Origin of the sequence: Acetobacter conturbans (genome assembly GCF_011516755.1) — a bacterium.
Taxonomy (GTDB): domain Bacteria; phylum Pseudomonadota; class Alphaproteobacteria; order Acetobacterales; family Acetobacteraceae; genus Acetobacter; species Acetobacter conturbans.
In genome coordinates this window covers 117,084-124,665 of sequence record NZ_WOSY01000011.1, presented here as the reverse complement: position 1 = coordinate 124,665, position 7,582 = coordinate 117,084, and the positions used below count along the sequence as shown (strand labels likewise).

Annotated in this window: 6 protein-coding genes, 1 tRNA gene and 1 pseudogene; 4 read left to right on the top strand and 4 right to left on the bottom strand. The window is 57.7% G+C overall.

The window, feature by feature from the left end; genetic code table 11:
* Positions 1-98: pseudogene (locus GOB81_RS12360) on the top strand (IS5/IS1182 family transposase); the annotation flags it as partial.
* 180 nt (positions 99-278) lie between these two features.
* On the opposite strand, the gene GOB81_RS12355 reads toward GOB81_RS12360, so the two are convergent.
* Both GOB81_RS12355 and GOB81_RS12350 read right to left on the bottom strand, forming a co-directional pair.
* Positions 279-354, bottom strand: a tRNA-Glu gene (locus tag GOB81_RS12355).
* Between the two features lie 81 nt (positions 355-435).
* Positions 436-1,458 (bottom strand): hypothetical protein, encoded by a 1,023-nt coding sequence (locus GOB81_RS12350; protein WP_173570732.1) that lies wholly within the window; start codon positions 1,456-1,458, stop codon positions 436-438.
* Positions 1,459-1,609: 151 nt separating this feature from the next.
* Between GOB81_RS12350 and GOB81_RS12345 the strand changes: the two genes are divergently transcribed.
* Positions 1,610-2,299, top strand: a complete 690-nt coding sequence (locus tag GOB81_RS12345) for an ATP-dependent Clp protease proteolytic subunit (protein WP_242010241.1) — start codon at positions 1,610-1,612, stop codon at positions 2,297-2,299.
* Between the two features lie 100 nt (positions 2,300-2,399).
* On the top strand, positions 2,400-3,413 hold the full coding sequence (locus tag GOB81_RS12340; RefSeq protein ID WP_173570731.1) for a ferritin family protein: 1,014 nt from the start codon (positions 2,400-2,402) through the stop codon (positions 3,411-3,413).
* 186 nt (positions 3,414-3,599) lie between these two features.
* Here GOB81_RS12340 and GOB81_RS12335 read toward each other — a convergent pair whose 3' ends face one another.
* Both GOB81_RS12335 and GOB81_RS12330 read right to left on the bottom strand, forming a co-directional pair.
* A complete protein-coding gene (locus GOB81_RS12335) occupies positions 3,600-4,727 on the bottom strand; it encodes a serine hydrolase domain-containing protein (protein WP_242010240.1) in 1,128 nt (375 codons plus the stop codon).
* 49 nt (positions 4,728-4,776) lie between these two features.
* Positions 4,777-5,583, bottom strand: coding sequence for an NAD kinase (locus GOB81_RS12330; RefSeq protein ID WP_173570729.1), 807 nt, complete (start codon positions 5,581-5,583; stop codon positions 4,777-4,779).
* 331 nt (positions 5,584-5,914) lie between these two features.
* Between GOB81_RS12330 and fliF the strand changes: the two genes are divergently transcribed.
* Positions 5,915-7,582 (top strand): flagellar basal-body MS-ring/collar protein FliF, encoded by a 1,668-nt coding sequence (gene fliF / locus GOB81_RS12325; RefSeq protein WP_173570728.1) that lies wholly within the window; start codon positions 5,915-5,917, stop codon positions 7,580-7,582.

Sequence of the window (7,582 nt, the reverse complement as noted above, 5' to 3'; positions counted from 1 at the left end):
TCAAACAGTTCAGGGGTATCGCAACCCGTTACGACAAGCTGAAATCAACCTTCCTCGCAGCCGTCCAACTCGTTGCAACCATCATCAGAATTAACTGACGACACGCCCTAGGGTCAGGACCTGTTATCGAATCAGGTCGACTAACTTACTGTCGCGTCGTCGTATGAGGCTTTCTCTGGGCTTAAGCGTAATCGCGTCGGGCCCGGTTTGGGCCCAAAATCGCTATTACTATGCCAAGAATTTAAGAAGTTTAGTATCTTAAGTCTTTGAAAAAGACTTGGTGTCCCGTACGGGATTCGAACCCGTGTTGCCGCCGTGAAAGGGCAGTGTCCTAGGCCTCTAGACGAACGGGACAGAGGCGAGGGCGTAGTTAGGGGAGGGACGCCGGAGCGTCAAGCCGCTCCGTGAAAGAAAAATGCTTTCGCGTAAAAAATATCAGCTCTGGGTGCTGACACGCGCGCCAGGACCAAAGGCTGAGCTTGTAATATGTAGGGCAGAGGCGGGGACGGACCTCTTGATCAGGGCATCAGCAAGGGTGCGGCAGCGGAGCAGTCCCAGCTCAACAGCGTGCGTCTGGTCGTCTGGGCTGAGGGAAACGGTCTCTCCACTGCAATGAAGAAAAAGCGATCCTGTTCCACGCGAAGACACCAGCTTGGCAAGGGTGCCGTCCTGATTGGGAGCGAACTGATCCGATCCCACCTGAAAACTGACCAGCATCCCGTCGTGCTGGGAAAGGTCGTAGTCAGGACGAAGTGCGCCCGGTAACGCCGCATCTGATGGCACGACGACACCTGCAATAGTCGGCGGCGGCGGCGGTCCCGCCGGGATTTCCGGCAGGGGCTGTGTAACCTCGGTGGCCGCTACCGGTGCATCACCCCGGAAATCCGGCATGGCGATTTCTGGCTCATCCGGTGTGGTTTTCGTTTTGGTGGCCGACGATGCGGAAGCCGTGGTCTTGCCGGAGGGAGGGGGCGAATCTGCGGCATCGAGGATGGCGCCCATCCCGCCTGCCGGGACAGCTGTCGTCGTCGTGGCCAGGGTAGCGGGCGTGCCAGAGGGAGCCGCTGCACTGGCGGGCGGCGGCGTGGGTTTGGCGACGTCCACCTTGCTGGCGGGTGGCGGTGGAATGTCCGGCATCAGGGTGCCGTTCTGCGCCGCAGTGCGCTGGGTCAGATTGCGGGAAGTGACCAGATCGCTGGTGATTGACTGACGCAGCTCCGGGGACGGAAAAGCCGGAGGCGTCGTGGGTGTAAGCCCGATCTTGGGATAAGGGGCGAACTGACCCGGGGCCGGCGGCCGCTGCTGCGCGATGAGGCCGCCCTCATGCTGATGATACCAGTCCACGGTTGTGTCGACTAAATCGCGATGCTGACAGCCCGCGAGAAACGCACAGAAAACAGGCAGCGTAATCCGGAGAACGCTGCGGCGCGGGGGCGGGGAAAGCGGGGCGATTGTCATTCTGTCGATCTTAAAGGTTTCGGGTTTCTCTGGCGAGGGCCGACGCTGTCGTCGCGGCAGGTTGGTCGAGTGTTTCCTCTTGGCATTGCCAGCAGGGCGGAGCAGGATAATAAGGATGACATCATATCACCCAACCAAGGAGGCCGGCCTGATGGGCGCTACTCGCATCATGGACGACGTCACGAAAGGGCGCATCAGACTCGACGACGAGGATCCTAATGGTCCCGACATTCCGCCCCCCGAGGGGCCGGAGCAGAACGAGCCTGACGACAACAAGACGCTCTCCTCGCCGGTCAACGAGCTGGAAACCCGTCTTTTCGATCAGCGCAAAGTTCTGATCTTTGGCGGAATCAACGACAAGATCGCACGCGATGTGACCGGACGCCTTCTGGCTCTGGCTGGCGCGTCAGACAAGCCGATCGACGTTTATGTCAATTCGCCGGGTGGTCACGTCGAAAGCGGCGATACCATTCACGACATGATTCGGTTCGTGGATGCCATGGCGCCGGTCAACATGATCGGCACAGGGTGGGTCGCTTCCGCCGGGGCACTCATTTTCGCAGCCGGTCACAAGGACCGTCGATTCTGCCTGCCGAACACGCGCTTCCTCCTGCATCAGCCGATGGGCGGCGTGCGCGGGCCAGCAACGGATATCGACATTGAGGCCCGTGAGATCGTGAAGATGCGCGAGCGTCTCAACCGTCTCTTCGCGCGCGAAACCGGCCAGTCCTATGAAAAGATCTGCAAGGACACGGACCGTAACTACTGGATGTCCGCTGAAGAAGGGATTTCCTACGGACTCGTGACGCGGATCATTTCCAAGCCATCCGATATCCACTAACGGCGTACCATTCCACGTCGATTGCGTGGAACGACATCCATCACCAGCATGGCCTTGCATCCTCGATGCGGGGCCATGTTCCAATATGGGTACGTGGACCATGACCGTGCTTGCCGATATTTACACCAGGCTTCCCGACAGCATTGATGATTTGCCGCCACCGCCCAGCGCAGAGGCGGTGAAAGAGGCGGATTACCGCTCCCGTCACTGGAGTTCTTCCATACCGGGGCCGCTGAAACCGGGTTCGCCCGAACATAAGCGCGCCATCGCGGCGATGTTCCGGGAGACATTCAATCCTTATCGTCCGTCCGTCATTGACTGGCCGAAGCTTGAGCCCGATGCGTTAAAGCGTGTCACGTCATTACCGATCTGGGACATCGCCGTGCAGACGGAGGGGAAGGCGCGACTACGGATGGCCGCCTATGCGCGCGTGGTCGACGATCCAGACATGAAAGACGCTATTTCCCGCAATGCGTGGGAAGAGAACCGCCATAAGGAAGTCCTGAGTAAACTCGTGGAGGCCTATGGCATCCCGATGGCGCCCGAGCCAGCGTATGTGGAGCCAAAGGACGTCGAGTGGGCTTATCTGGTGACGGGCTTCTCCGAATGCGTGGACAGTTTTTTTGCCTTCGGGATGTTCAAGGTGGCGCGCGTGTCCGGCTTTTTCCCGGCGGCGCTGACCGAAACCTTCGAACCCGTGATGCAGGAAGAATGCCGTCATATTCTGCTCTTCGCCAACTGGCTGGCCTGGTATCGCGCGGTCATGCCTGCATGGAAGCGTCCGTGGTTTGAACTGAAGGTTCTCGCCGTCTGGGCATTCCTGATTTACGAGCGGCTCGGGCTTGCCCGGACGGTGGATGCCGACGGACAGGAGCACACGCAGGACAATAACTTCACGGTCAACGGCACAAAAGAGATGACCAGTCAGGACATCACGCTGGCCGATTTCGTGCAGATATGCCTGACGGAAAATGCGCGACGTTTTTCAGGCTATGATCCGCGTCTTCTGCGTCCGAGGCTGGCCCCCAACATCGCAAGGGCACTTCTCTTCGGCCTGCGCCTGTTCGGAAAGAAACCGGATCGGGCGGCTCAAGAAATTGCAGTCGCGGCCTGAGTATATCTATTGAATGATGGCACGGCAGTGATGTTTCCGATTTTGTGCGGGAACGTCACTGCCTATAAGTGCGATCGTCGTTTGCTGAAGCGTGCGTGCGGGACGCTGATTGCAGATGGTCTCACCGCATCTGACGGTGTCTGAGCACCCGTTTCATCCCTCGAAACATCCTACTGACAAACACGCCTACCGCGCCTGAGGCAAGTTTAATGCCAGCGCAGCCGCGGTTGCGACATCGTGCCGCAGGCGGACGATGGCCTTCCCATTGGCATCCAGCGGATGCACCCGGTTGGTCAGGATCAGTATGAACGCGGCACTGTCGGGATCCATCCACAACGAAGTTCCCGTATAGCCGGTATGGCCGAATGACCCGACGGGAAAGATGTCGCCTCGTGGTGTGGAATAATGGGTCGCGATATCCCAGCCCAGTCCGCGCACGTCAGACGTGCCGGGAGATTGTGGGCTTGTCATGAGGCGAACTGTCTCGGTCCGAAGCGGATAGAGGCTCGAACGTCCGGCCCTTCGATCAAGGAAGCTGGCGGCATAAAGCGTCATGTCGTCCGCATCGGAAAACAGTCCGGCATGACCGGCGACACCGCCCATCCGATGCGCTGTTGGATCATGCACCACGCCACGTAACGGCACATGGGCGTCATCATATTGTGTCGGCGCAATTATCGGCCGCAGGAGCGGGGAGGGCAGGAAGCCGGAATGCTTCATCCCGATGGGCGTCAGAATATGACGTTCAGCATAGATGTTGAGAGGCAGGTCGCTCAGATGTTCCACGAGCAGCCCGAGCACGATGAAGTTGATGTCGCTGTAAACGAAATGCACACCTGTCGGCCCGGTGGGGACTGCCGCCATCGCTCTGCGGAAAGCCTCTTCCTTGCCTGACCATGGGGTGGACAGATCAAGGTCAGGCGCAAGCCCTGAATAGTGAGTCAGAAGTTGCCTGATGGTGATTGCCTGTTTCCCATTTTGGGCGAATTCCGGCAGATAGTGGGAAACGGGATCGTCGAGTTCCAGTCGGCCCTGCTCCCAGAACTGCATGATCGCCGGAGCCGTCACGGTCGCCTTGGTGAGGGAGGCCATGTCGAACCGTGTGTCCCATGTCATCGGTTCCGTAGCCGGAACCAGCGCACGTTGCCCGAAAACAGCACGATGCAGAACGATGTCACCCTGACCGATGGCTGCGACGACGCCGGGAATCTCGTGGCGCGCGACGGCTTCAGAAAGCAGATGATCGACCTTGGTGAAACGGGTGTCCGACGTCTCTTTTGCACAACCGGGAAGAGCGAGCGGCAGGGGTATCATGGCTCCCGGAAGGCATTTAAGAAACATCCGTCTCATCATGGTTTTTCTCTCAGGCTGAAAATTGTTCCGTGATGATGCGTTCCGAAAGGGATTGTCCCGGATCGAACAGTAAGGTGACGGATCTCTCGCGGTTCTCTCTCACCGTGACGCTCACCACGTTCCTTACTTCCGTGAAATCAGCCACGGCAGCGACCGGCCGTTTTTCTGTTTCCAGAATAAAAAATGTGACGACCGCCGTTGAAGGGAGGAGGGCTCCCCGCCAGCGTCGGGGGCGGAATGCGCTGATGGGGGTGAGCGGAAGAAGATTGCCGGAAAGGGGCACGATGGGACCGTGTGCCGAAAGGTTGTAAGCCGTTGATCCGGCGGGTGTGGCGACCAGCACGCCATCACAGATCAGTTCGGGCATCCGTTCACGACCATCGATTTCGATTCGGATTTTCGCTGCCTGTCGCGTTTCCCGGAACAGAAAGACATCATTCAGTGCATCCGCTTCCTGCACGGAGCCATCCGTGCACACGGCGGTCATTTGCAGGGGATGTAACTTCGCGCTCTGGGTCTGAATGAGCCGGTTGGGAAGGTCATCCTCGTCCAGGGGGTTCATCAGGAACCCGACCGATCCGCAGTTCATTCCATATACCGGAATATTCCGGTCCATGACCTGCCGCAGGGTTTCCAGCATGAAACCATCGCCCCCCAGACATACAATGACTTCAGCTTCATCAAGCTCGCAGTTCCCGTAACGCCGGGTAAGTCTCTGCTTTTCTTCACGGGCGTTGGCTGTGTCAGCCGCCACGAAAGAAATATTGGTGGGCAGTGAGGCAAAAGACCAGCGGGAATCCGGTGTGTCGTTGTTCATGATGCTGTTTCTGATGCGACCCGATGAAGAAGAGACTGACGAAAGCGAAGACCATTCATGGGTGAAGAGCCTACAGGTCAGGCGGCACGCCGTCACGGGGAGGATGATGGATATTCAGACGCCAGATGATGTCTGCCACCTTCTTTGTGGCCTGTTTGCACAGTCGGATGGGGAACCCGGCAAAATCTGCCGCATGTTAACCGCAGAGTAAGGCCCACTCGGCAGGATCAGCCTTCAAGTCAACCAGAGTTGAAGCGAAACACGTGCGAATCTCTTTCAAGCGATTTTCTGGAGTCCCATGCTGTTCAACCTTTTTTCCGGAAAATAAGAAGTGAAAGCGATATTCTCGAGCCTCAAGACGCTGGGGTTGCCGCGTCTGGTCGCACTGGGCGCAGTCGGTCTGGGTATGATGGGGATGTTGACGGTCTTCGCTTTCCACGGCGGCCAGCATGCCTCGGCACTCCTTTATCGCGATCTGGATCTGCGGGAAGCCGCCCAGATGGCGGACGATCTCGAAAAAGCGCATATTTCTCACTCTGTTTCTGATCAGGGTGACACCATTTATGTCGCCCCCGATCAGGTTGCTGCGGCACGGCTTCTGCTGGCGCGTGACTCCCTGCCTTCAGGGGGCTCCGTGGGATATGAGATTTTCGATCACGCCAATACTTTGACCACGACAGAATTTGAGCAGCACATTGACGAGACGCGCGCTCTGGAAGGCGAGTTGGAGCGCTCGATCCGTCTTATTCACGGCGTCAAGAATGCGCGTGTTCACCTCGTGTTGCCACATCGGGAAATGTTTTCCTCAGATCAGCAGCCTGCGCAGGCGAGCGTGCTTCTGACGATGGGTGGCAGTCGGCTGGACAAGGAAAGTGTGCAGGCGGTCCTCAATCTCGTATCGGCTGCCACCCCGGGTTTGTCGCCTCAAAATATTTCCATCATCGACAGCCGGGGAAATGTGCTCGCACGCCCAGGTGAGCGAGACAGTGCGACGGCTTTGGCCCAGACGATTGATGAACAGCGGCAGGCGATGGAGGGGCGACTTTCTCAGACTGTTGAATCGATGCTGATGCCGACTCTCGGTGTTGGGCATGTGCGGGCGGAGGCGTCTGTGCTGATGAACCTTGATAGGGTTCATGAGACGCAGGAGAGCTACGATCCGGATCAACAGGTTCTCCGTTCCCAACAGACGACGAATGATAAATCCGCCAATACGGAAGGGCAGCAGAGTACTACTGTCGCCAATAACCTGCCCAACGCCAATGCTGGCCAGCAGCACAATGGCAGTCAGGAAGACCGTCGTGAGGAAACTGATAATTATGAAATAGGAAAGCGTGTCCGGACGGTCGTTCAGGATCAGCCACGCGTTTCCCATATCAGTCTTGCGGTCATGGTGGACGGCAAGACGACGAAGGGAGCAGACGGCAAGGAGGAATGGGCGCCTCTCGACAAGGCGGAACTCGAGCGGATTACCACGCTTGCCAAGACCGCGATCGGCTTTGATGAAAAACGTGGTGATACAGTCAATGTTGTTTCCATGCGTTTTGCATCAGATGCAGGTGAAGCGCTTCCCGCTCATGCGACATGGATGGGGCTGCCTGTGGAAAAAAGCGACATCACGCAGTTGCTCCGTACCCTTGCGCCTGGTCTTTTCATCTTCCTTGCTCTTCTGTTTTTTGCAAAACCCCTTCTAAAGAAAGGCTCTTCAGAAACGGAAGGCACGGATGCTCTGGCTCTGGCCGATGCTGGCGGGAACAATGCAGGCCGGGCAGCTATTCCGCTGACCGAGCAGGGAGCGCTTGGTCAAGCCTCTGGCTTGGGCACGCAACTGGCTCTTGAGGGGCCAAAAGAGGATCTTCCGGATTTCATGAATCTTTCTGGAATTGAAGGAAGATTGAAGGCCTCTGCTATCCGTCACGTCCGGGAACTTGCAGCCAAGGATCCCGAGGAAAGTCTCGCTATTATCAGAAGCTGGCTTATGCCGCAGCATGAGGGATGA

What these genes read in the sequence shown, in the direction of transcription:
- GOB81_RS12330 (WP_173570729.1), bottom strand. Translation starts at nt 5,583, where the DNA reads ATGAACAACGACACACCGGATTCCCGCTGGTCTTTTGCCTCACTGCCC.
- GOB81_RS12350 (WP_173570732.1), bottom strand. Translation starts at nt 1,458, where the DNA reads ATGACAATCGCCCCGCTTTCCCCGCCCCCGCGCCGCAGCGTTCTCCGG.
- GOB81_RS12340 (WP_173570731.1), top strand. Translation starts at nt 2,400, where the DNA reads ATGACCGTGCTTGCCGATATTTACACCAGGCTTCCCGACAGCATTGAT.
- GOB81_RS12335 (WP_242010240.1), bottom strand. Translation starts at nt 4,727, where the DNA reads ATGATACCCCTGCCGCTCGCTCTTCCCGGTTGTGCAAAAGAGACGTCG.
- GOB81_RS12345 (WP_242010241.1), top strand. Translation starts at nt 1,610, where the DNA reads ATGGGCGCTACTCGCATCATGGACGACGTCACGAAAGGGCGCATCAGA.